Genomic DNA, 24,442 nt, shown 5'->3' on the forward strand with positions numbered 1-24,442 from the left:
ACGTCAGTGGTGCTGCCGCTTACGGTCACTGAGTCGGTGTCGCTATCTGCTGTTACGGTGCTGTCCGCACTGCTTTCTTCCTGGTCGATTTCAACGGTGTCGCTGTCGGTAACAGTATTGCCATTGTTATCGGTAGTTTCGGTATCCACAGTCACAGTACCGTCTGTCAGGTCAGAAGTATCTACAGTGACGCTGTAGCTGCCGTCTGAAGCCACGGTAGTGGTTGCAGTCACGGTGTTGCCTTCACTGTCGGTCACGGTCACGGTGACAGTGGTACCGGCCGCTACGTCAGTAGTTGAACCACTTACGGTCACTGAGTCGGTGTCGCTGTCCGCTGTTACGGTAGAGTCTGCGCTGCTTTCTTCCTGGTCGATTTCAACGGTGTCGCTGTCGGTAACAGTATTGCCATTGTTATCAGTGGTTTCAGTATCCACAGTAACAGTACCATCTGTCAGATCGCTGGTATCCGCAGTCACTGAGTAAGTGCCGTCGCTCGCCACAGTAGTAGTAGCAGTGACGGTGTTACCTTCGCTGTCGGTCAAAGTTACAGTGACAGTAGTGCCTGCAGCCACGTCGGTGGTGCTGCCGGTGATGGCTGCACTGTCGGTGTCGCTGTCGGCAGTGGCGGTGGTGTCAGTCGCACCTTCGGTCTGATCCAATTCAACGGTATCCGTATCGGTCACGGTATTGCCGTTGTTGTCGGTGGTCTCGGTATCGACAGTCACGGTACCGTCAGTCAAATCACTGGTATCGGCAGTCACTGAGTAAGTGCCGTCTGAAGCCACGGTGGTGGTGGCAGTTACAGTGTTGCCTTCGCTGTCAGTAATGGTCAATGTAACGGTGGTACCCGCAGCCACGTCGGTGGTGCTGCCGGTAATGGCTACACTGTCGGTGTCGCTGTCGGCAGTGGCGGTGGTGTCGGTCGCACCTTCGCTTTGATCCAATTCAACGGTATCCGTATCGGTCACGGTATTGCCGTTGTTGTCGGTGGTCTCGGTATCAACAGTCACAGTACCGTCAGTCAGGTCGCTGGTATCCACAGTCACTGAGTAAGTGCCGTCGCTCGCCACGGTGGTGGTGGCGGTCACGGTATTACCTTCGCTGTCGGTAATGGTCAATGTAACGGTGGTACCCGCAGCCACGTCAGTAGTCGAACCGGTTACGGTTACGGAATCGGTATCACTGTCTGCGGTTACTGATGAATCAGTCGCACCTTCGCTTTGATCCAATTCAACGGTGTCCGTATCGGTCACGGTATTGCCGTTGTTGTCGGTGGTCTCGGTGTCGACTGTCACGGTGCCGTCGGTCAGATCGCTGGTATCCACAGTGACAGAGTAAGTGCCGTCTGTAGCCACGGTAGTGGTCGCAGTGACGGTGTTACCTTCGCTGTCGGTCAAAGTTACAGTGACAGTGGTGCCTGCGGCGACATCAGTGGTCGAACCGGTTACGGTTACGGAATCGGTATCACTGTTTGTGGTTACTGATGAATCAGCACTACCATCTACTTGATCTAAAGTCGTTGTATCAGTATCGGTGATCGTGTTGCCATTGCTATCAGTTACAGCAGTAGTCACAGTTGCCGAACCATCTGTCAGGCTTGAAGTATCAACAGTAATGCTGTAGCTACCATTGGAGGCCACAGTAGTAGTTGCGGTGACGGTATTGCCTTCGCTGTCGGTCAGAGTTACGGTTACAGTAGTACCTGCAGCGATGTTAGCACTTGTACCTGTAATGGTTACGGTGCTGCTATCGCTATCAGAAGATACTGTGGAATCTGCGCTACCATTAGCAACAACAGTAGAACTGCTGCTGCCACTGCTACCACCAGAACCGGCAGCTAAAGCCGCAATGCCGCCTGCCAATGCTGCCAGGCCAAGCAGCCACCACGGGTTGAAACACCATAATCCTGCCGCCAAGGCAGAAGCTTCTGTTCCGCCCAATGCTTGGCCGGCAAACATTTCTTCCGCCAACATACTAACGGCGTCATTCAGTTGACCGCTTTCAGGTACATAGGCGTAGTAATTGCCGTTTTCGTGCAAACCAACCAGCAGGTTGCTGTCGCCATCGGCATAACCGATTTCGCCGTTGGCTGCATAGTAGTTTTCAATAATCAAATCAGGCGTCGCAATATCTTCGCCTTCAAATGCAATATACAAATCCTGACCAACGCGCTTGGTCAGGATGTTTTCCGGGCCGTAGCCTGTGGCTTGGTCAACAAATTCGTAGTTGACGTTTGCCTGGGCTGCGACACGAACGGCATTTTTACCGTCGGTATTAAAGTCAACGATACGAATGGTTTCTTTTGAATCGTTGATTTTTAAGGTGATGTTTGACATTAAGGTTTATCTCCGTATTGTGGATATTTTATTGTTGACGACCAGTGTAGAGTTTAATTTCTACACGGCGGTTGGGTTGGTCACAAGCTTTGCGTTCAGCGCCTTTGTATTTGGCGCAGTCTGTAACCAGCAACTCATTGTCGCCTCTGCCGCTGGTATGTACCAAGTTGGCAGGGACGCCGCCTTCAACCAAGAGTTGTCCAACGGCTTGAGCGCGTTTTTCAGACAGGGTTTGGTTGTAGGCTTTTTTACCTTGAGGATCAGTATGGCCGATGACTTCAACTGAAGTCGCGGCTTTAGGATGATTGCGAATATCTTGTGCTACGGCAGCAATTTCGCTACGGCCTTTAGCATAAATACTCTTAGCAGATGATTGATTAAACGGGAACAACGCCGCCGCATTCAATACATATTTTTTCGCTTCTCGGGGTACGCAAGTATTGACTTTATCCACGCGGGACAGGGTATTGTTTTGATATTTTTTATGATTGATTTCTTGCGTTGCTTCTTCTTCGCTAACAGGTTGCAGTTGCGCATGTCCATTATCATCTGCTACTACGCGGAAGTAAGCTGATTTACCGTTAGGCAAGTCGTAAGTTTCGCCGCCAGTCGCTTTGCCTTGATATTGGTTGTCGTAACCGGTTACATAAGCGCCGATACGTTGGGGCTGAGCACATACTTCAAGTTGGGAATATCCGTCTTGCTGCAAAGAAGTGTGGTATTCGCCATTGACATAGATGTTAACGGCGGTTTTCGGATTACCGGTTTCGCCACGATAGAAGACCAAATTGCTATCGCCTTCTGCAATTTGTTGAGTGACGGTGTTAGCGCGAAAATCTACCCACTTTTCTTTTGGATAGCCGGCTGTTGTACAAGCGCTAAGAGCCAGCGCTACAACGGCCACGCTCATGATTTTGAGTTTAGTCATTTTTCAGAATTCCCATTTTGAAATAAATGTGCTTGATAGAACGCCTGTTATTTTTCAGACGGCCTGATTCCTTCATCACATCGAGGCATCCAGCAAGTCAAACACTCAATTTGCATGGATATAGCAGCCTAATGATGAATGTGAGGCCGCATAATAACGCATATCAAGCATTTCCGATTTTATAAAAAACTAAGTTCCGATAGCTTCACTATAATGAAAATTGCACTTGCAAATTTATGTTTTGTATTATTTTGTTAGCATAATTTTTATATTGATGTTTTTCTTTTTATGTTCAATCAATTATATTTTTAAAAATTTTCACATTGAAAATATTCCAATCCAAAACTGCTATAAATTTCTTGATAAAAACGCGAGTTATTTTATGTAAAAGAGTCATATTGTGCCATTTGTACAACAAAAAAGCAGGAACTTTTTTTCATTAAAGAATAAATAAGATAAGCCGTTTTTCGGAATTTAAGTCCGTTTATATTAAACGCTTATATCATGCTGCTTATCCGTTTATCTCATAAATCTTGACCATCACGACAGAAACAAATCATTAAATTTTTCTGATTAAGCAAAAGGCCGTCTGAATCATCATTCAGACGGCCTTGCTCACATTACCGCTTCAAATACTCTTAAACTGATTGAATCGGAATAGTACGAGGCTGATTGCGTTTCGCTCCGCCTTCGCAATAGTTGGTTTTCACATATTCTTCAACAATCTCTAGAAACTCAATGGCGATATTCTCACCTTTGAGCGTGACTTTACGCTCTCCATCCACATAAACCGGCGCAATCGGCGTCTCGCCCGTACCAGGCAGACTGATACCAATGTCAGCCAATTTACTTTCTCCCGGCCCGTTGACAACGCAGCCCATCACAGCCACATTTAATGATTCAACGCCAGGATAAATGGTACGCCATACCACCATTTTCTGGCGCAAATAATTTTGTACATCTTGCGCCAGCTCTTGAAACACCGTACTCGTTGTCCGGCCGCAACCCGGGCATGCGGTCACCATAGGGGTAAACGAGCGCAAGCCCATGGTTTGCAAAATTTCCTGACCCACAATCACCTCTTGGGTACGGGAGCTGCCCGGCTCGGGCGTTAAAGAAATGCGGATGGTATCGCCGATGCCTTCTTGCAGCAATACCGCCAATGCCGCAGTGGATGCCACGATTCCCTTGCTGCCCATACCGGCTTCGGTCAAACCCAAATGCAGCGGATATTGGCAGCGGCTACCCAATTCGCGGTAAACCTGAATCAAGTCTTGTACTGCGCTGACTTTGCATGACAAAATAATTTTGTCTTCCGGCAAACCAAGATTAACGGCTTTTTCGGCAGATTCCAAAGCAGAAACAATCAACGCTTCTTTCATCACTTCTTCCGGCGGTTTTGGCGTGGCGGAAGAAAGATTGGCATCCATCATGCACTTGGCCAAACTCTGGTCGAGCGAACCCCAGTTGACGCCGATACGCACAGCTTTATTATTTTCAGCAGCAGTACGAATCATAAAGGCAAATTTTTCATTGCCTTTGGCGCCTTTGCCGACATTACCCGGGTTAATACGGTATTTAGATAGAGCTTTGCCGCATTCTGGGAACTCAGCCAGCAGACGCTCACCGTTAAAGTGAAAATCGCCAATCAAAGGAGTGGAATACCCCATATCATCCAAGCGCTGACGGATTTCGGCCACTTTTGAAGCCGCTTCCGGGCTGTTAACCGTAATGCGCACCATTTCCGAACCGGCATCGCTCAATTCTTTGACCTGTTGGGCGGTAGCAGCGGCATCGGCGGTATCGGTATTGGTCATGGACTGAACCACAACCGGCGCGCTTGAACCAACAGTAATATGGTCGATTTGTACTTGATGTGTTTGGCGGCGTTTGAGTGTGTTCATGGTTTATTTTCCTGCGGTAAAGGTAGCGGATTTCTCACCCTCGGCACGGTGCGCAGCCGGATTAATTGCCGTTCCAGCATAATTCGCTTCTGCGCCCGCTGCAATCCCTACCCATACTTCATAAGGCGCACCGCCTTTAAAGCGGCGTTCGCTACCGGCCGGAATAATACGGCTGAAAACCATTTTCCCGTCTTTATCTTTAATAATCAAATTGCTGCGATATTGAACTTTAATCCAAAGCTCGTCAGGTCCTACGCTGACAGTCGGTTTAGCGGGTTCGGAAGCGGCCGAGGCAGCAACTGCGGAAGCCTCGGACGCGGCGATGATTTGTGTACCATCACCCTTCATTTTGGAAACTGCAATATTGCTGGATTGCAATTCGGGCGCTTGCAAACTGTTTTGCACCGCGCTGCTGTCGGCTGCATTTTGCTGCTGGTTTTCAAAATCCGATTTATTCTGCCATACATACACACCGCCGATAATCAGCGCCAGCGCTGCAACGCCTAATATCCATTTTGGAAAGCCGTTTTTCTCAATACTCTGATAGTTGAAGCTGCTTTCCTTTTCGCGATTAACTGCATAAGTATGACCGGCAGTTTGCGGGACAACAGTATTCAGACGGCCTTCTATTTCTTGCTCGTCCATTTTAAACAGGCGTGCATAAGAACGTAAAAAACCGGTTACAAACACAATGCCGGAAAAAGATGAATAATCACCGCTTTCCAAAGCCTGAATCTGTTCGACCGAAAGTTTTAGCTGCTTGCTGACATCAGCAACATCAATACCTAATTTTTCCCGCGTTTGACGGAATTCTTCGCCCAAAGCCTTGGCTGCTTCTTGGTTATAAGTATTTTTTGATTGGTTTTGCATAAATTCTTCAACGCCCTGTTGTGATGGTTTGTAATTCTTCCGAATAGGGGAAATTTGCCCGTAATTGCGCTTCATATTCATAAGCAGCCTGCATGTTACCTAATGCGGTTGCTAATTCCCATCCCAGCAACAAGTCATCCGCTTGTAAAACGTCAACTTTGCTCTGATACTGGCGGAAATAGTAGTCTGCTTCAGTTAATTGACCTGCCATCAGTTTGCTTCTAGCCATTTCCTTGAAAGCTGGATAAAAACTAGGATTGGCTGCCAATGCCCGCTCAAAATAAGCCTGCGCCAAAGAAAACTGTCCCAATTTGGCACTACAAATCCCCTTGTTTAAATTGGCAATATAGGGCGCCGGATAGGTTGGATCAGCCAATGCTTTATCAAAATAAGCGATGGAGGCGGCCGGATTATTCAAATCGCTGCATACAAACCAACCGTAGTTATTGTTGATTTCGGCGCTGTCAGGTTTCAATGATAAGGCTTTCAAAAAACTTTCCTGCGCCTTATCCGATACTTTCAAATACTGATAAATCTGGGCACGCACCAGCCATGCCACTTCGTTGGATGAATTGGCTTTCAAAGCATCCTCAATGCTTGCCGTTGCCTGGCGGTAATCCTTGGCTTTCATGTATTCCAGTGCCAACTGCGTCTTCAAATTAGACATTTGCTCAACGCGCTCACGATGACTGGAACCCGACTTGCCGGCACATGCCGACAAAGCCAGCGTAACTATTAGAAATTGCCAAACGCTTTTTTTCATTGGCCTAACCCTGTTGCTCAACCAAAATCTGTTGCCATTTTTGCTGGCGACGAGTTTTATCCTGCACTTGTCCGGCCAGTTGGCCGCAGGCGGCGTCGATATCATCGCCACGGGTTTTGCGCACGGTCACAACAAAACCGGCTTGTTGCAGAATATCACGGAACACGCGGATGTTTTCATTGCTGGAACGCTCGTAACCGGAATTCGGAAACGGGTTGAACGGAATCAGATTGAATTTGCACGGCACGTCTTTGACCAGCTCAATCAGTTCGCGCGCATGTTGCGCCTTGTCATTAATCCCATCAAGCATGACATATTCAAAGGTCACAAAATCACGTGGCGCTTTGACTAAGTAGCGCTGGCAAGCCGCCATCAGCTCTTTGAGTGGATATTTTTTATTCAGCGGCACGATTTTATCGCGCACTTCATCGTTGGAGGCATGCAGCGAAACAGCCAAAGCCACAGGCATGGCATCGCGCAGTCTATCCATCTGCGGCACCATGCCCGAAGTAGAAACGGTTACGCGGCGGCGGCTGAGACCGTAGCCGTGGTCGTCCAGCATAATGCTCAAAGCGGTTACGACGTTGTCGAAATTGGCCATCGGCTCGCCCATGCCCATCATCACCACATTGGAAATCACCCGCTCGTTTTTCGGGGTCACGCCCATGGCTTTATTTGCCCACCATAATTGGCCGATGATTTCGGCAGCGGTCAGGTTACGGTTGAACCCCTGACGGCCGGTAGAGCAAAAGGTACACTCCAGCGCGCAGCCGACTTGGGAAGAAATACACAGCGTACCGCGCTCGGATTCGGGAATGAACACGGTTTCCACACCGTTGCCCGTACCGACGTCCAGCAGCCATTTGCGTGTACCGTCTGAAGACTCTTGCGAAGTCATCAGTTGCGGCACGCCGACAACAGCCTGTTCGTTTAATTTTTGGCGCAAAGATTTCGCCAAATCAGTCATTTCGTCAAAATCGGCCGCACCCGCCTGATGAATCCAGCGCATAACCTGTTTGGCACGAAACGGTTTTTCGCCCATCGCGGCAAAATGCTCGGTCAGACCGGGCAAATCATAGTTTAATAAATTGGTTTTCATGTTCTTACATCGTCATTGAAAGCTGTTCAAGCAAAACGGCATATCGTATCGAGAAACATACCGATTTGCTTGAATAGCCTGTTTTTCAGATGGCCTCTTTTTCAATCAGGCCGTCTGAAAAGAATGATAAACGTCTTTAAGCCGTCTGAAACAGATGGAATTTCCATGTTTTTCAGACGGCCTGTCATTTACCCTGAAATTTAGCGCGGGCAAATTTCGCTTTGGCTGAAAAAATAAGCGATTTCAATCGCAGCGTTTTCCAAGCTGTCGGAACCGTGTACCGCGTTCACGCTCAGCGAATCGGCAAAATCGGCACGAATCGTACCCGGTGCAGCTTCGGCCGGATTAGTTGCGCCCATCAGCTCGCGGTTTTTCGCCACGGCATTTTCGCCTTCCAACACCTGAATCATTACCGGGCCGCTGGTCATAAACTCCACCAGTTCGCCGAAAAACGGGCGCTCTTTGTGTACAGCGTAAAAATCCTGCGCTTCGCGGGTAGTCAGGTGTTTCATTTTGGCAGCCACGATGCGCAGGCCGTTGTCTTCAAAACGGCTGTAAATTTTACCGATGACATTTTTGCCGACAGCATCGGGTTTCACGATGGAAATGGTGCGTTCAATCGCCATAAGAATCTCCTTATTCTCAAAGATATAGTGGTGCAAACCAAAGAGCCGCTATTTTACCAAAAATCTTGCATGATTGGCGGCTGTCATCATGCGATTACTGCTTTTTACCCAAAGTCAAATGCGCCTGCGCCAGATAAGCCTCCGACTGCATTTCGGTCATACGGCTGGCGGTGCGGGTAAACTCCTGCGCAAAATCGCCCTCGACATAAATTTCATCCACTGCCACCGCGCTGGTAGCGCACATTTTAACGCGGTAATCATATAAAACGTCAATCAACCAAGTCAAACGGCGCGCCTCGGCTTTTTCCTGCGGGGTCAGGCGTTCCAAACCGGAAATAAACACAATTTCATAATGCTCTGCCAAATACAGATAATCCGCCTGCGAGCGCGGGCCGAAACACAAGGCGCGAAAATCAAACCACACGGCACGTTCCGATTGGGCTTTATGCGGAATCTCACGTCCGTGTATGGTGCTGATTCCGGGATTTAATCCGCTTGTTCCCGACATTTCTTGGAACAATACCGCCAATTTATGTTCGTTTTCTTCATCGGCGGGCACAAAGAAAATTTCCGCCGGCTTCAAGGTGCGCAAGCGGTAATCTTCGCCGCCGTCCACATTCAACACGGTCAGATTGGCTTCAATCAGCGCAATGGTTGGTAGAAAACTGCTGCGATTCTGCCCCTGCGGATAAAGTTCGGACGGCGCGTAATTGGAAGTCGCCACCACCACCACGCCTTCATTAAACAGGTTTTCCAGCAAACGCCCCAAAATCATGGCATCGGCAATATCGCTGACGTGAAACTCGTCAAAACACAAAACGCGCGTTTCTTTGGCAATTTCCGCCGCCACCGCCTTCATCGGATTGGCTTCGCTTTTCAGCCCTTTCAAGCGGGTGTGAATCTCCGTCATAAACGCATGGAAATGTACACGGCGTTTACGTCTATACGGCAGGCAACCGAAAAATGCATCCATCAAAAAACTTTTACCGCGCCCGACGCCACCGTAGAAATACAGGCCTTTGGGCACTTGCGGCGAACGCAGACTGCGCCCCAAAAAGCGGTTGCGCTTGCGCTTGAACATCATCAAATCCGTCCACAGTCTATCTAAATGCTCGATAGCGGACGCTTGCGCCTTATCGCTGATAAAACCCGGCTGCTGCGCCGCAGCCTGATACCAGGTTAGCGGACTATGGTTATCAAACGCAGGCGGGGAAAATACGTTTTCTCTATCACTCATGTTTCAACCTTATTCTTCATTCTTGGCTATGCAGCCGACACTATCCGCGCCGGTACAATCCTGCCGACATTATAAAGGATTTCAGACGGCCTCCAAGCCTTTACAACAAATTGCACGCCGGTCATCACGCGGATAACACACGCAAAAACGCCGCATTGCTGCGGCGTTTATCTTACTTCAATTAATTGGCGCCTTCTTGTAAGGCCATGTCCACGCGTTCGCGCAACTCTTTACCCGGTTTGAAGTGCGGAACATGCTTTTCTGGCACTTCCACACGTTCGCCGGTTTTCGGGTTGCGGCCGATACGTGCCGGACGGTGGTTCAGGTCGAAGCTGCCAAAACCGCGGATTTCGATTCGTTGGCCGCGAGCCAGCGAACGGGTCATGGTATCAACCAAAACTTTTACGCTGTACTCGACATCTTTAGCCATCAAATGATCACCGTTTTTTTCGGCAAAAACCTCTGCCAAACGAACCATTAATTCAGACTTGGTCATGTCGGCTGCAACCTTATTCTTGGTCGCCGGACAGTTTGGCTTTCAACAGGTCGCCCAAGCTGGTGGTACCGGCGTGTGCAACTGCGGCAGCAGAATTAACAGAGTTCAGCGCATCGCGGTTTTCTTTAGCGTCTTTCGCTTTCACAGACAGGCGGATGCTGCGGTTTTTGCGGTCAACGGTTACGATAACGGCTTCAACTTCGTCACCGGCGTTCAGCTTGGTGGACAAGTCTTCTACGCGGTCAGCGGCAAATTCGGCAGCCGGCAGGTAAGCTTCTACTTCGTCGGTCAAGGCAATCACGGCGCCCTTGGCGTCAACGGATTTCACAGTACCTTTAACCAGAGAACCTTTGTCGTTCACGCTGATGAAGTTGTTGAACGGATCGCCTTCCAGCTGTTTGATGCCCAAAGAGATGCGCTCTTTGTCCACGTCGATGGCCAATACGACGGCTTCAACTTCTTCGCCTTTTTTGTATTTGCGTACCGCTTCTTCGCCTGCTTCGGTCCAAGACAGGTCAGACAGGTGAACCAAACCGTCGATACCGCCCGGCAAGCCTACGAATACGCCGAAGTCGGTGATGGATTTAACGGCACCGCTGATTTTGTCGCCTTTGTTGTGGTTGGCGGCAAATTCTTCCCACGGATTAGCCTGGCATTGTTTCATGCCCAAAGAAATACGACGACGGTCTTCGTCGATTTCCAGAATCATCACTTCTACTTCGTCACCCAGTTGAACCACTTTGCTCGGGTGTACGTTTTTGTTGGTCCAGTCCATTTCGGAAACGTGTACCAAACCTTCGATGCCTTGTTCGATTTCAACGAACGCACCGTAATCGGTCAGGTTAGACACTTTACCGAAGATACGGGTACCTTGCGGATAGCGGCGGGTCAGGCCGTTCCACGGGTCTTCACCCAGTTGTTTCATACCCAGAGAAACGCGTTGTTTTTCTTGGTCGAATTTCAATACTTTGGCTTCTACTTCTTGGCCGACTTCCAGCACTTCGCTCGGGTGTTTCACACGGCGCCATGCCAGGTCGGTGATGTGCAGCAGGCCGTCGATACCGCCCAAATCAACGAATGCACCGTAGTCGGTAATGTTTTTCACGATACCTTTAACCACTGCGCCTTCTTGCAGGTTTTCCAGCAGGGCTTTGCGCTCTTCGCCCAAAGTCGCTTCCAGAACCGCACGGCGTGATACCACAACGTTGTTGCGTTTTTTGTCCAGTTTGATAACTTTGAATTCAATCTCTTTGCCTTCAAAGTGAGAAGTGTCTTTAACGGGACGTACGTCAACCAGCGAGCCCGGCAGGAATGCGCGGATGCTGTTGATCATCACGGTCAGGCCGCCTTTGACTTTACCGTTGATAACACCGGACAGGATGTCGCCGTTTTCCATGGCTTCTTCCAGAGCAATCCAGTCGGCAGCGCGTTTGGCTTTTTCGCGTGACAGTTTGGTTTCGCCGAAGCCGTTTTCAACGGATTCGATGGTCACGGTTACGAAATCGCCTACTTTAACTTCAATCTCGCCCTGAGCGTTTTTGAATTCAGCCACATCAATCAGAGATTCTGATTTCAAACCGGCGTTTACTGTCACAAAGTTGGGGTCGATGTTGACCACTTCGGCAGTAATCACTTCACCGGGGTTCATCTCTTGCAGGGTAAAGCTTTCTTCCAACAACTGGGCAAAATTTTCCATAGTCATATATTCTCTTTTCGGTACACCGCCAAGGGGTGCGGGGTTGGTTGCATAAAATCTGCCGCCCTTGGCGCGGCAGACGGTTGAAATATTAAAATTTTTCAGACGGCCTTTTTCCGTCAAAAGGCCGTCTGAAAGAAAACGGGAGAATTATACAGCAATTCTCAGACTTTACTATACCAATCAAGCACTTTTTTTACGGTTTCTTCAATGCCCAATTCCGTGGTATCCAATAATTGCGCATCGGGCAGCTGTTGCAGCGGAGCGACGGCACGGCGGCGGTCGGCTTCATCGCGCGCTTCAATGTCGGCCAAAATCCGTTCAAATGCTACGCCTTCGCACGGCAGGCCGATTTGTTTGGCGCGGCGCTCGGCACGTACTTGCGCACTGGCGGTCAGAAAAATCTTCAACTGCGCATTTGGGAAAATGACCGAACCGATGTCGCGGCCATCGGCCACCAAACCTTTGCCGGTCAGAAAATCGCGCTGACGCTGCAACAAAGCGGCACGCACGGCAGGCAGCTGCGCCACGGCCGATGCGCCCATGCCGATGGCTTCGCTGCGGATGGCTTCGGATACGTCCTCTCCGGCCAATAATACCTTCTGACCGTCAAACTGCGCCGGCAGCTGCTCGGCCAATGCCGCCACAGCAGCCTCGTCCGCCCAATCCGTTTCCTGTTTTTGCGCATACAGCGCGGTCAGGCGGTATAAAGCGCCGGAATCCAAATAATCGAAACCCAAAATAGCGGCCACGCGTGAAGCAATCGTACCTTTGCCCGAGGCGCTCGGGCCGTCGATGGCGATGACTTTTTGTTTGTCTGACATAGTCGTGTTCTCTTTTCGTAACAGGAAAGGTGGATTCAGACGGCGTTTTTAATGAATTTTCAAAGCAATACGCTACATCGTACGGGTGTGCAACTCCGGCATACGACCACAATACGTTTCCGGCCGCCGACAGGCAAACTTGAAAACGCCATCTCCTGCGCAGTGACAGGCAGTCTGAAAATATCCAAATATCGCGAATGCCGCATTATAAACAAAATTCCGGCAACGGCTTTAATTTTTCAGACGGCATTGCCCCGCTTAGGCGGCCGTTTCACCGCCCCAAATATCCAAAATGCTTTATCACGGGTATAATCGCCACCGTTTATTTAACGGAATTTAACCATGCAACAACTGAAATTAGCCATTTCCGGCGCACAAATCTTGTTTGTCGCCTTCGGTGCGATGGTGCTCGTTCCCCTGCTCACCGGTTTGAATCCGGCGCTGGCGCTGCTGGGTGCGGGTATCGGCACCTTACTGTTCCAAATCGTCACCAAACGCAAAGTGCCGATTTTCTTAGGTTCGTCGTTTGCCTTTATCGCACCGATTATTTATTCCGTCGGCGAATGGGGACTGCCGTCAACCATGTTCGGCCTGTTTGCCGCCGGTTTTATGTATTTCGTGTTTGCCGCCCTTATCCGCTGGCGCGGTTTGGAAGCGGTACACCGCCTGCTGCCGCCGGTGGTCATCGGGCCGGTGATTATGGTCATCGGCTTGTCTGTGGCTGCTTCGGCCAGCCAGATGGCGATGGGGCAGTCGGGCGGCAAGCAGGTGATGGATTACACCCAGTCGCTGCTGCTGGCGGGCTTTACGTTTGCCGTAACCGTGATTGTGTCGGTATTCGGCAGCAAAATGATGAAGCTGATTCCGATTTTAATCGGTGTGGCGGCGGGCTATCTGCTGGCACTGGTTTTGGGCTTGGTGGATACTTCTGGCATCGCCGCCGCGCCGTGGTTTGCCGTGCCGCACTTTGAAACGCCGCAGGTCAACTGGCAGGCGGCGCTGTTTATGCTGCCGGTTGCCATCGCCCCCGCGATTGAACACATCGGCGGCATTATGGCCATCGGCAATGTAACCGGCAAGGATTACGCCAAAGATCCGGGCCTGGATAAAACGCTGACGGGCGACGGTCTGGGCGTGTGCGTGGCCGGTTTGATTGGCGGGCCTCCCGTGACCACCTACGGCGAAGTCACCGGCACGGTGATGATTACCAAAAACAGCAACCCGAAAATCATGACGTGGGCAGCGATTTTTGCCATCTACATGGCGTTTTTCGGTAAATTCAATGCCTTTTTAGCATCGATTCCGCTGCCGGTGATGGGCGGAATTATGATTCTGCTGTTCGGCACCATCGCCTCTTTGGGTCTGAAAGCCATGATTGATGCCAAAGTGGATTTGATGCAGCCGAAAAATCTGGTGATTGTCAGCTCGGTATTGACCACCGGCGTGGGCGGAATGGTGATTAAAATCGGCACGCTCAGCTTTGCCGGAGTGGGCTTGTGCGCGATTTTGGCGATTGTCTTGAACCTGATTCTGCCAAACCGCACGGAAAATGCCGAAGCGGGCAGCTAACCTCTCCCATTTGATATGAATAATGCCGTCTGAACATTCGTTTTTTCAGACGGCATTATTTTATTTTTCCTATTGACTTCATCAACATTTATCCCCATAGTCATTTTATTAATTCATTATTAAATCAATAAAGGCTCGACTATGGCAGACAAAAACTATTACGACATACTCGGCGTGGCCAAAGATGCGGATAATGCCGCCATCAAAAAAGCCTACCGCAAACTGGTACGCAAATACCATCCCGATGTCAGCAAAGAACCCGATGCGGCCGAGCGCACCACCGAAATCAATTTGGCTTACGAAACCCTGTCGGACAAAGACAAACGCGCCGAATACGATGAAATGCTGGCCAACCCTTACAGCCATGCCGGTGCGCAAGGCGGCAGCGGCAATCCGTTTGGTGCGGGCGGCACGCCTTTCGGCAACGGCGGTTTCCGTTACGAATACCACACCGACGGCAGCGAACCTTTCGGCAGCGGCGACTTCAACTTTGAAGACCTGTTTTCATCGTTCAACCGCAGCCAGCGCAGCAGCCGCCAGCAGCAGCCGACCGGCCCGATTAAAGGCGAAGACCAATACGGCGAATTGGACGTGGATATTTACGCCGCCTATGTCGGCGCGGAACGTACCCTGACCGTCAACGTCCCCACCACCGATGCCTACGGCCGCGTGGCCTACGAAGCGAAAACGCTGAATGTCAAAATCCCGAAAGGCATTAGCGAAGGCCAGCAAATCCGCCTGAGCGGGCAAGGTCTGCCCGGTTACAACGGCGGCGCCAACGGCGATTTGTATCTGACCATCAAATTCCACGCCCGCCCTGATTTGTATGTGCAAAACAAAAAAGACGTGTACCAAACCATTGATGTGACCCCGTGGCAGGCCGTGCTCGGCGGCAAAATTACCGTTTCCACCGCCAAAGAGCCGGGCGACTTGTATCTGAACATCCGCATTACCGTCCCGCCCATCGAAAACGAAGCCGACCGCGCCGCTTGGCAGCAACTGGCCGATCACTTCGCCGGACGCTCCGCATAAGAAAGGACAACTATGAATCCGCATACCGACATTACCCTGACCTTTGAAGAACTGCTCGCCGCCAGCAACAGCCGCCGTGACTGGCTGCTGGCGCTGGTAGAAGAAGACATCATCAGCGTCAGCGACACCCCCGAACACAGCAGCTTCGGCAGTTTCCAACTCGCCCGCATGCGCCGCGCCCAGCGTATCGCGCATGACTTTGAAGCCGGTGTTCCCGCGCTGGGCTTGATTATGCGCCTGCTCGATGAGGTGGAAGAGCTGCGCAAACTGCAACGGCCGCTGTCGTTGCTGGATGTTGAACGGGAGTAATTTTCCTGAAGAAAAGGCCGTCTGAAAACACTGATGTTTTCAGACGGCCTTTTCTTTAATTTTCTTTAATTATAGTGAGGTAGATTAGGATGAAATCCCAACAGAAACTAAAGCAAACTAAAGCAGCGTTGGGTTGGCAATCCAACCTACACCATGCTGATGTTTTCAGACGGCATAAATTGATTCCCTGCTATATTCAAGCCTGACACACCGGCACTGCCGCCGGATACACCGATACCTCGGTCTGCGTCAGCGCAAACAGATTTTCCAACTGCGCCTGCGCTTGGCGGTTGGCATGTTGCAGGATGTCGGCTTTACAGGCGCTTTGCAATACCTGCTTGCGCGCCGCCTGCTGCACCTCGTTAAACACCGCCTTATCCGGTGGCAACAAATTAAACGTGCCGGTTTGAATGTCATACACCTCAATATTTTCCAAATCCACGCTGAGGATTTCCACCGGCGGCAGGCTGATGATGACTTTGCCGTCCACGATATTGACATTGTCTGCCGTTAAGTTGTCCAAATCCAAACCCGCCAACACCTTGCCGCGCACGGTAAACAGCCCGCTTTGCGCGTCCTGCCACAGCTTGCGCCAATCGCCTTTTTTCTCCGTGCGGATAATCGTGTCGATGTAAAACGCCGTGCTTTCCAAGCGGTTCATCTGTTTAAGCTGCATGACCACGCCATCGCGCGTTAATGCGTTGTGCGCAGGTTGTTCGTCAGCGTGGCCATAAAGCCAACTGCCCGCCGCCAACGCCACCACACACAATACCACCAATCCCACTACTCGGCTGAATATTTTTCCCATCATATTTTCCTTAGCAAACAGTATTCTAGATATGACGCCAATCGCCGTATATTCAAGCCTTCTGCCGTAAGGCCGTCTGAAAGCCGCTGCATTTTCAGACGGCCTTTTACCGTTCCAAATATTACTAAAAAGTAATTAATAAAAAATATTACCAAATTTGCTTTTTTACGCCGTATCAGCCTACAATCGGCAGCGTGTTCCGTTCAAAGGAGAACGCATGAGCATTACCGAATGGCGCCGAATCAATCTGCGCCGGTGGATTAACGACAAATACGGCGGCCAGCAATGCCGCTTTATTGCCGCCACCGGCATCAATCAGGGCGAATTGTCCGCCTTGTTGAAAAACAAATCGTTCGGCGAAAAGAAAGCCCGCAAAATCGAACAGTCCGCCGCCATGCCCGATATGTGGTTAGACGGCGAGCCTGCAACCCACCCAGAAGAGAGGAACAGCATGAGCCACATTTCCACCATCCCTGAAATTCTGGCCGACATCAAAGCCGGCAAAATGGTCATCATTACCGACGCGGAAGACCGCGAAAACGAAGGCGATTTGCTGATGGCGGCGCAATTCGTGACGCCCGAAGCCATCAACTTTATGATTAAACACGCGCGCGGTTTGGTGTGTCTGCCGATGGAAGAACACATGGTCGAGAAACTCGGCCTGCCGATGATGACGCAGAAAAACGGTGCGCAATACGGCACCAACTTTACCGTTTCCATCGAAGCGGCGCACGGCATTACCACCGGCATTTCCGCCGCCGACCGCGCCCTGACCATTCAGACGGCCGTCTCCCCCGCCGCCAAACCGGAAGACATTGTCCAGCCGGGGCATATTTTCCCGCTGCGTGCGCAAAAAGGCGGCGTATTGGTGCGCGCCGGACACACTGAAGCAGGCGTGGATTTGGCGCAAATGAGCGGCCTGATTCCCGCCGCCGTCATCTGCGAAATCATCAACGACGACGGCACGATGGCGCGTATGCCCGAATTGATGCAATTCGCCGAAGAACACGGCCTGAAAATCGGCACGATTACCGACTTAATCGAATACCGCAGCCGCACCGAAAGCCTGCTGGAAGAAATGGGCGACATGCCCGTCAGCACCCCGTGGGGCGAGTTCCAACAGCATGTTTACGTCGATAAACTGACCGGCGAAACCCATCTGGCGCTGGTCAAAGGCACACCGTCCGACAGCAGCGAAACCGTGGTGCGCGTGCACGAGCCTTTCAGCACGATGGACTTTATCCAGCCCAACCCGCGCCATTCTTGGTCGCTGCCCAAAGTCTTGGAACGCATCCAGCAAGCCGACAGCGGCGTGGTAATCCTTATGCACCGCCTCGAAGACGGCGCCGCCCTGCTCGACCGCACCCTGCCCAAAGGTGCAAACCAAGCCTATAAGTGGGACAGTAAAAGCTACGGTATCGGCGCGCAGATTTTGGCCAATCTGAATGTGAAAAAACTGCGCGTACTGGGTCGCCCCTCATCCTTCTCCGGCCTGACCGGTTTCGGTTTGGAAATTGCCGGCTTTGAAGAAGCTGAGAAATAAACCTGATATTTAAATGACTTAGGCCGTCTAAAAAATATTTTTCAGACGGCCTTTATCATGAGATTCTTTAACAAGAAGCCATAAGCATAAAATCATGCCGGGTTGCGAATCCGATATTACCGAAATTTTTATTGGATTTTATCCCAAGCCACATGATTTGTTTATGATGAATTGCACGGTATTGTCCGAAGCTGATAACCGGCAGACAAATGGCAGATAAATGCCGTTTATGACAAAATTCTGCTTTCGTCTCGTTCCAATATCATACACCTCATGGCTACACCACACACATCCTCCCATGCCGCGCCGCTGTTGGTTATCGGCTGCATTATTTTTGGTTTGGGCAGCCTGATTGTCAAATTTGTCGCCGTCGGCTCATATGCCATTGCTTTTTGGCGGCTGGCGGTCGCTGCGGTAATTTTTTGGTTGCTGGCGCGCTTTTTCGGCCAGAAAATGCCACGCAACCCTAAAACCATTTATACCGCACTGCTATCGGGCGTGTTCCTGGCCTTCGATTTGGCACTGTGGCACGAAAGCATACACGCCGTCGGCCCGGGCATTTCCACCCTGCTCAACAGCCTGCAAATCTTTTTTCTCTCTGCCATCGGCTTTTTCTTTTATCGCGAACGCCTGAGCCTGCTGCAAATCCTCAGCCTGATTTTGGCAGTAGCAGGCGTAGCGCTGATTGCCAGCCCGGAATTTGGTCACAACGGCAATGCCTCGTGGGGTTTTGTCAGCGGTATTACCTCCGGCGCGATGTTGGCGCTGTCTATGGTCTTTATCCGCAAAACCCACCAAATCGAGCAGACCGCGCTGTTTCCACTGATGATGTTGTTGAGCATAGGCGGCATATTGTCGCTGATTGCGCCGGCATTGATTTTTGACAGTGGTGCGCTGTATCCGACCAACTGGCGCGATATTGGTTTGATATTGGTGTACGGGGCGGTCATGCAATGCTTCGCTTGGGGACTGATTGCGTATGCTATTCCGCTGTTGTTGCTATCCTTAACCGGTTTGCTGTTGCTGACCGAGCCGGTGGCAGCGCTGGTGATCGACTATTTCTGGCTGGACAAACCAATTAACGCCCTCCAATGGGGCGGCGCAGCTCTAACGCTGCTGGCGATTTATTTGGGGTCGGTAAAGGGTAAGCCAAATAAATAACACCTATATCAGGATACAAAAATGCCGTCTGAAAAAACACAATTTTCAGACGGCATTTTCATTATCCAAATTACTGGATGGTCGTACCAATCCGGCCGAAATCGCCGAAGTTCATCCAAATCAGGAAGGCTTTACCCACAATCAGCTTGTCGCTGACAAAGCCCCAATAGCGCGAATCTTCGCTGTTGTCGCGGTTGTCACCCATCATAAAATAATGGCCTGCGGGCACAGTACATTTAAACGCCGAACCGTCTTGCGCGTATTCGCAGTTTTCACGATAGGGAAATTCTGCGCGTACTGCCTGCGGGATAAAAGCAGGCTGATCGGGCATTTTCAACACTTGGAAGCTGTGGCTGCCGATTTGCTCGCGGTAGGCTTCGGCCTGAATATCCACCACGCCGTACTGGGCGGTGTTTTCGGCATAAGTCTGCATACCTTCGGCTTTATCGGCAACTACCTGGCCATTAATGCTCAATACTTTGTTTTTATATTCCACCACATCGCCCGGCAGACCGACGGCGCGTTTGATGTAGTTGACGCTCGGATTTTCCGGATAGTTGAATACCACCACATCGCCGCGCTCGATGTCGCCGGTCGGAATCAATACATTATTGATAATCGGCGTGCGGATGCTGTAGGAAAATTTATTCACCAGAATAAAATCCCCCACCACCAACCCCGGGCGCATGGAGCTGGACGGAATTTGGAAAGGCTCGGCAATAAAGGTGCGCAACACAAATACGATTAAAATAATCGGAAAAAAACCGCTCATGTAATCGGTAAAATGGCCTTTGTCCTGATGGGCAGGGTCTTTTTTCAGACGGCCTTTGTGCACCAGCCACACCACGCCGGTAAACACCACAAACACCAGCAGTACGGCGGTAAAGCTCATCATAAACGACAGCACGCCGAACACGCCGACCATCATCAAGAGATAGCCCCATTGCAGGCCGCCGCTCCACTCGCCGTTTGCCTCGCGCTCTTTGCTGCTTTTGAAATACAGCACCAAGCCGACGATAAAGGCCGCGATAGCGGCTAAAAGTAAATTATTGCTCATTACTTATCACTCACTTGCAAAATCGCCAAAAACGCACTTTGCGGGATTTCCACATTGCCCACCTGCTTCATGCGGCGTTTACCGGCTTTTTGTTTTTCCAACAGTTTTTTCTTACGCGTGATGTCGCCGCCGTAACATTTGGCCAAGACGTTTTTGCGCAAGGCTTTGACGTTTTCGCGGGCGATAATCTGGCTGCCTATGGCCGCCTGCACCGCAATATCGAACATCTGGCGCGGAATCAGCTCGCGCATTTTCGCTGCCAGCTCGCGGCCTCGGTGTACCGCGCTTTGGCGGTGCACAATCAGACTCAGCGCATCGACTTTTTCGCCGTTGACCATAATGTCCAGCTTAATCAAATCCGAGGGCTGGAACTCTTTGAAATGGTAGTCCAGCGAAGCATAGCCGCGCGAAGTGGACTTGAGCTTGTCGAAGAAATCCATCACCACTTCGTTCATCGGCAAATCGTAGGTCAGCATGACCTGCCGCCCCATATACTGCATATTTACCTGCACGCCGCGTTTTTGGTTGCACAGTGTCATCACATTACCGACATATTCCTGAGGTACCAAAATCGTGGCGGTGATAATCGGCTCCAGAATGGTTTCAATTTGGCTGATATCGGGCAGCTTGGAGGGGTTTTCCACCTCGATTTTTTCGCCGTTTTTCAATATGACTTCATACACCACCGTCGGCGCGGTGGTAATCAAGTCCATATCAAATTCGCGCTCTAAGCGCTCCTGCACGATTTCCAAGTGCAAGAGACCCAAGAAGCCGCAACGGAAACCGAAACCCAGCGCCTGCGACACTTCCGGCTCGAATTTCAGCGAGGCGTCGTTGAGCTGCAATTTTTCCAGCGCATCGCGCAAGGCTTCGTAGTCGTGGCTTTCCACCGGATACAGGCCGGCAAATACCTGGCTTTGCACCTCTTGGAAACCCGGCAGCGGTTTTTCCGCCGGACGCGCCGCCAGCGTGATGGTGTCGCCCACTTTGGCCGAACCCAGCTCTTTAATGCCGGTAATCAGAAAGCCCACTTCACCGGCTTTCAATTCCTGCTTTTGCACCGATTTGGGCGTAAACACGCCCAACTGCTCGACCTGCGTTTCCGCTTTGGTGCTCATAAACAGCACTTTGTCTTTCAGTTTCAGACGGCCTTCTTTGATACGGATTAACATCACCACGCCGACGTAGTTGTCAAACCACGAGTCGATAATCATGGCCTGTAAAGGCGCGTCTTCATCGCCCTCGGGCGCGGGGATTTTGGCGATGATTTCTTCCAACACATCTTCCACGCCGATACCGCTCTTGGCCGAACACTGCACCGCGCCGACAGCATCAATACCGATAATGTCTTCGATTTCCTGCGCCACGCGGTCGGGGTCGGCGGCGGGCAGGTCGATTTTATTCAATACCGGCACCACTTCCACGCCCAAATCAATGGCGGTATAGCAGTTGGCCACGGTTTGCGCTTCCACGCCTTGCGAAGCGTCCACCACCAAGAGCGCACCTTCACACGCCGACAGGCTGCGCGAGACTTCGTAAGAAAAATCGACGTGTCCCGGGGTGTCAATCAGATTGAGCTGGTAGGTTTGGCCATCGCGGGCTTTATAGTTTAAGGCGGCGGTTTGCGCTTTGATGGTAATGCCGCGCTCTTTTTCGATGTCCATCGAATCGAGTACTTGCGAACTCATCTCGCGCGTATCCAAGCCGCCGCAATATTGGATAAAGCGGTCGGCCAAGGTGGATTTGCCGTGGTCGATATGGGCGATAATGGAAAAATTTCGGATGTTTTTCATATTGTTATAATGCTTGGTCTCTACTCATCGAAAGGCCGTCTGAACAGTTTCACAGAAATCCGCGATTTCGGTTTGAACCCTGTTCAGACGGCCTTTTCAAACTAAAACAGTGAATGCCGCATTTTAGCGGAAAACCCTATTTTTGCATATCTTTCTTTATTTTAGCCGCTGTTGCCGCTATTTCAGACGGTTTGCCCTCTGCCGCAGCCTTGCCGAATACGGTTTCCAGCGGCGCTTTCATGTCTTCTACCAAAATTTCCGCGCCGGTTTTCGACAAATGGTCGGCATCGATATACAGCATTTTTTCCCGCGTACCGTCGGCACTCAACAAACAAGGTTTGTGCGCATTGCCGGTTTGCTGGCACAGATACTGGCTCGGCGCAATAAATAATGCCCCTTCTTGTTCCGCAACCTGGCGCAGCCCTTTCTCCAATTCGGGCAAAACGATGGCAGCTGCGTAAACGTGTTGCCCCGCTGAAATCAAACCGCGTTCCAACTCTTTTTCATAAGCGCGTTCGGCCGAAATATACCAACGCGGTACATTGCCAATAATCACGATTTTAGAAGACGGCGATACGACTTTAATCTGCTGCACGGTATTCGATAAGGCCGTCTGAATTTGGATAACTTCGGCCGGGCTTTTTTCCATAAACCACATGCTGTGCAAAATCACCGTATCATAATGATTGGCCGCAATTTCCGACATAATCCGGCTATTGATGGCTTGGCAGTTACTGCGGGTTGAGGCCGTCCAATCCAGTAACGGCGGGCAGGCGGACTCGGTCAGCTGGGTCAATGCCACGCCGCGCGCCTTAGCAAATCCCGACAAACCCTGATAAAGCGAGGCCGCATGGCTGTCGCCCCACAGCAATACTTGGTTTTCACCCTGCTCATAGCATGACGCATCCTGTTTATCCTGATTATCCTCTTGAATCAGGCAGGTATGCCGCCGCGCCGCTTGATCCCAACCATAATCAAATTTGTATTCCTGCTTTTGAAAATAAAAATGTCCGCCCAAGCCAATGGCGCACATCGCCACACTGCCTACCAAGCTGATTTGGAAAATCTGCCCGCGCGAAAAACGCTTTTTATCGCGAAACGGCGCTTCGACATAGCGCCAAGTAAAATCGGCCAACACCAGCGACAGCACCGCCAATCCGACCATTAGCGGATAAGGCTCTACCTCAAACTCGGAACGCACTCGCGCCAGAGCAAACAAAGGATTGTGCCACAGATAAGCGCTGTAACTGATTAAGCCGATTCTGACCATTCCCGCATTGCCCAATATCTTGCCCACCCAGGTTTTCGGCGTGGTAAAGATGATGACCAATACCGAGCCGATAACCGCAACTGCAGCATTCCAGCCCGGAAACGGCATGTATTTGTCAAAGGTAAAAATCGCAATCAGCAAAGCTGCCAAACCGGCCAAACTGCCGCATTGACTGACGGCGTCCGCAGTGTCTTTCAAAGGATAACGGCGCAAGTAAGCCGCCGCCAAACCTCCGGCCATCAGCTCCCATGCCCGAAAAGGCAGCAGGTAAAAAGCCGCCATCGGATATTTTTGCACTGCCCATTGTGCCGCCGCCAAACCGAACAGGGTCAACAAGCCCATCATCGGCACAGCCCAATTTTTTCTTTTGATTTTGTATAAAAGCAGCAGCAATAAAGGGAAAAACAGGTAATACTGCTCCTCCACCCCCAAGCTCCAAGTATGCAACAGGGGCTTTAATTCTGTTGCCGTGTCAAAATAACCGCTGGTCAGCCAAAACAATATATTGCTGGAAAATACGGAAACCGCCACCAAGCTTTGCGAAAACGCTTTCATTTCAGACGGCATCAGCCACATATAAGCGACGGGATAAATACACACCAGCACAAAAAACAATGCCGGCAAAATGCGCCGGAAACGCCGTTCATAAAAATCAACGATGGAAAATTTACCTTCGTCGCAATCTTTGAGGATAATGCCGGTAATCAGGTAGCCGCTGATGACAAAGAAAATATCCACGCCGACAAATCCCCCTTGAAAAAGGGATACACCGGCGTGGAACAATATAACGGGCAACACGGCAACCGCACGAAGGCCATCAATTTCACTGCGGTATTTTAATTTATGCTGCAAAGCCAATTTAAATCCTTCTGCTCCATCCTATTTTTAACCTATCCGATACGCCCGGAGCAGGCGGTTAACGGTATAACGCATTGAGGTATCCAACTCGTTTATTATGAAAATACATGCCGTAAGCATACCCGTATTTCTATTTCACGGCAAACCGGCTGGATATATAGATGCTAAGATACCACCTCATTGATATTTTCAGGCCGACAAAAAAATAAACGGCATTGTTACCAAACAAACGCCGTTTATTTTATGCAAAATTCAAAAATTCT

Annotated in this window: 20 protein-coding genes; 5 read left to right on the forward strand and 15 right to left on the reverse strand. The window is 50.6% G+C overall.

The window, feature by feature from the left end; all coding sequences use genetic code 11:
- From J2T37_RS09100 to cmk, 11 genes are all read right to left on the reverse strand, one after another.
- Positions 1-2,336 (reverse strand): beta strand repeat-containing protein (locus J2T37_RS09100; protein ID WP_253355283.1); only part of this gene is annotated, 2,336 nt, incomplete at its 3' end.
- A gap of 28 nt (positions 2,337-2,364) precedes the next feature.
- On the reverse strand, positions 2,365-3,264 hold the full coding sequence (locus tag J2T37_RS09105) for an OmpA family protein (protein ID WP_253355284.1): 900 nt from the start codon (positions 3,262-3,264) through the stop codon (positions 2,365-2,367).
- Positions 3,265-3,902: 638 nt separating this feature from the next.
- The gene (gene ispG, locus J2T37_RS09110; RefSeq protein WP_253355285.1) at positions 3,903-5,168 is read right to left on the reverse strand and encodes a flavodoxin-dependent (E)-4-hydroxy-3-methylbut-2-enyl-diphosphate synthase; all 1,266 of its coding nucleotides are present in this window, start codon (positions 5,166-5,168) and stop codon (positions 3,903-3,905) included.
- Positions 5,169-5,171: 3 nt separating this feature from the next.
- The gene (locus J2T37_RS09115) at positions 5,172-6,038 is read right to left on the reverse strand and encodes a helix-turn-helix domain-containing protein (RefSeq protein ID WP_253355286.1); all 867 of its coding nucleotides are present in this window, start codon (positions 6,036-6,038) and stop codon (positions 5,172-5,174) included.
- Positions 6,039-6,045: 7 nt separating this feature from the next.
- Positions 6,046-6,801, reverse strand: a complete 756-nt coding sequence (gene pilW / locus J2T37_RS09120) for a type IV pilus biogenesis/stability protein PilW (protein ID WP_253355287.1) — start codon at positions 6,799-6,801, stop codon at positions 6,046-6,048.
- A 4-nt stretch (positions 6,802-6,805) separates the two neighbouring features.
- Positions 6,806-7,900, reverse strand: a complete 1,095-nt coding sequence (gene rlmN, locus J2T37_RS09125) for a 23S rRNA (adenine(2503)-C(2))-methyltransferase RlmN (RefSeq protein ID WP_253355288.1) — start codon at positions 7,898-7,900, stop codon at positions 6,806-6,808.
- Positions 7,901-8,100: 200 nt separating this feature from the next.
- The gene (ndk, locus tag J2T37_RS09130) at positions 8,101-8,526 is read right to left on the reverse strand and encodes a nucleoside-diphosphate kinase (protein ID WP_253355289.1); all 426 of its coding nucleotides are present in this window, start codon (positions 8,524-8,526) and stop codon (positions 8,101-8,103) included.
- 94 nt (positions 8,527-8,620) lie between these two features.
- A complete protein-coding gene (zapE, locus tag J2T37_RS09135) occupies positions 8,621-9,763 on the reverse strand; it encodes a cell division protein ZapE (RefSeq protein ID WP_253355290.1) in 1,143 nt (380 codons plus the stop codon).
- 181 nt (positions 9,764-9,944) lie between these two features.
- The gene (locus J2T37_RS09140) at positions 9,945-10,259 is read right to left on the reverse strand and encodes an integration host factor subunit beta (RefSeq protein WP_253355291.1); all 315 of its coding nucleotides are present in this window, start codon (positions 10,257-10,259) and stop codon (positions 9,945-9,947) included.
- Between the two features lie 13 nt (positions 10,260-10,272).
- The gene (rpsA, locus tag J2T37_RS09145) at positions 10,273-11,961 is read right to left on the reverse strand and encodes a 30S ribosomal protein S1 (RefSeq protein WP_253355292.1); all 1,689 of its coding nucleotides are present in this window, start codon (positions 11,959-11,961) and stop codon (positions 10,273-10,275) included.
- 158 nt (positions 11,962-12,119) lie between these two features.
- Positions 12,120-12,779 carry a (d)CMP kinase gene (cmk, locus tag J2T37_RS09150; RefSeq protein WP_253355293.1) on the reverse strand — a complete coding sequence of 220 codons (660 nt, stop codon included), beginning with the start codon at positions 12,777-12,779 and terminating at the stop codon, positions 12,120-12,122.
- A gap of 342 nt (positions 12,780-13,121) precedes the next feature.
- Here cmk and J2T37_RS09155 point away from each other — a divergent pair, with 342 nt between their 5' ends.
- From J2T37_RS09155 to J2T37_RS09165, 3 genes are all read left to right on the forward strand, one after another.
- Positions 13,122-14,348 carry a uracil-xanthine permease family protein gene (locus J2T37_RS09155; protein ID WP_253355294.1) on the forward strand — a complete coding sequence of 409 codons (1,227 nt, stop codon included), beginning with the start codon at positions 13,122-13,124 and terminating at the stop codon, positions 14,346-14,348.
- Positions 14,349-14,489: 141 nt separating this feature from the next.
- Entirely contained in the window at positions 14,490-15,380 is an 891-nt protein-coding gene (locus J2T37_RS09160) for a DnaJ C-terminal domain-containing protein (protein ID WP_253355295.1), read from the forward strand.
- Between the two features lie 12 nt (positions 15,381-15,392).
- Positions 15,393-15,689, forward strand: coding sequence for a chaperone modulator CbpM (locus J2T37_RS09165; RefSeq protein WP_253355296.1), 297 nt, complete (start codon positions 15,393-15,395; stop codon positions 15,687-15,689).
- Between the two features lie 196 nt (positions 15,690-15,885).
- Here J2T37_RS09165 and J2T37_RS09170 read toward each other — a convergent pair whose 3' ends face one another.
- A complete protein-coding gene (locus J2T37_RS09170; protein WP_437179471.1) occupies positions 15,886-16,497 on the reverse strand; it encodes a DUF4230 domain-containing protein in 612 nt (203 codons plus the stop codon).
- A gap of 217 nt (positions 16,498-16,714) precedes the next feature.
- On the opposite strand from J2T37_RS09170, the gene ribBA reads away from it, so the two are divergent.
- Entirely contained in the window at positions 16,715-18,040 is a 1,326-nt protein-coding gene (gene ribBA, locus J2T37_RS09175) for a bifunctional 3,4-dihydroxy-2-butanone-4-phosphate synthase/GTP cyclohydrolase II (RefSeq protein ID WP_253355298.1), read from the forward strand.
- 273 nt (positions 18,041-18,313) lie between these two features.
- Positions 18,314-19,201, forward strand: a complete 888-nt coding sequence (locus J2T37_RS09180; RefSeq protein ID WP_253355299.1) for a DMT family transporter — start codon at positions 18,314-18,316, stop codon at positions 19,199-19,201.
- 70 nt (positions 19,202-19,271) lie between these two features.
- Here the strand turns inward: J2T37_RS09180 and lepB are convergent, their stop codons facing one another.
- From lepB to J2T37_RS09195, 3 genes are all read right to left on the reverse strand, one after another.
- Positions 19,272-20,258 (reverse strand): signal peptidase I, encoded by a 987-nt coding sequence (lepB, locus tag J2T37_RS09185; RefSeq protein WP_253355300.1) that lies wholly within the window; start codon positions 20,256-20,258, stop codon positions 19,272-19,274.
- Entirely contained in the window at positions 20,258-22,051 is a 1,794-nt protein-coding gene (gene lepA / locus J2T37_RS09190) for a translation elongation factor 4 (protein WP_253355301.1), read from the reverse strand. The genes lepB and lepA overlap by 1 nt, the downstream gene beginning before the upstream one ends.
- A 136-nt stretch (positions 22,052-22,187) precedes the next feature.
- A complete protein-coding gene (locus J2T37_RS09195; protein ID WP_253355302.1) occupies positions 22,188-24,179 on the reverse strand; it encodes an acyltransferase family protein in 1,992 nt (663 codons plus the stop codon).
- Positions 24,180-24,442 lie beyond the last annotated feature (263 nt).

This window comes from Neisseria perflava, from assembly GCF_024170405.1.
Lineage (GTDB): Bacteria > Pseudomonadota > Gammaproteobacteria > Burkholderiales > Neisseriaceae > Neisseria > Neisseria perflava_B.